The sequence below is a fragment of the Halomonas sp. ND22Bw genome (assembly GCF_003011945.1).
Classification (GTDB): Bacteria; Pseudomonadota; Gammaproteobacteria; order Pseudomonadales; family Halomonadaceae; genus Halomonas; species Halomonas halophila.
This window is the reverse complement of sequence record NZ_PXWD01001099.1, coordinates 1-263: the sequence shown is the minus strand read 5'-3', so window position 1 is coordinate 263 and position 263 is coordinate 1. Positions and strand designations below refer to the sequence as shown.

Sequence of the window (263 nt, the reverse complement as noted above, 5' to 3'; positions counted from 1 at the left end):
CTCCAGGCGCTCGGCGAGGTCTCGCGAGAGCCCGTCATAGTGGACGGCGCGTTCGAGGAAGCGCGGCGTCGGGCCCGTGATGTTGGCGACGCTCGCGGCGATATGGTCGTGCAGGTTCCGGCCGAAATAATAGAGGCTGGACTCGTCGCCCCCCTTCGGCACGTAGGCCGCCTCGGTGAGGACGATGCGGCCCTCCGCATCCGAGATCACGAGCCCCCGGTCCAGCCATTCGTCGAGGACGGCGCGGGGGCGCAGATCGCGGG

1 protein-coding gene is annotated in these 263 nt (G+C 70.0%); it reads right to left on the bottom strand.

Features of this window, described 5'->3' with window-relative positions:
• On the bottom strand, positions 1 to 263 hold a 263-nt coding region (locus CVH10_RS21585), incomplete at both ends, for a hypothetical protein (RefSeq protein ID WP_219924971.1).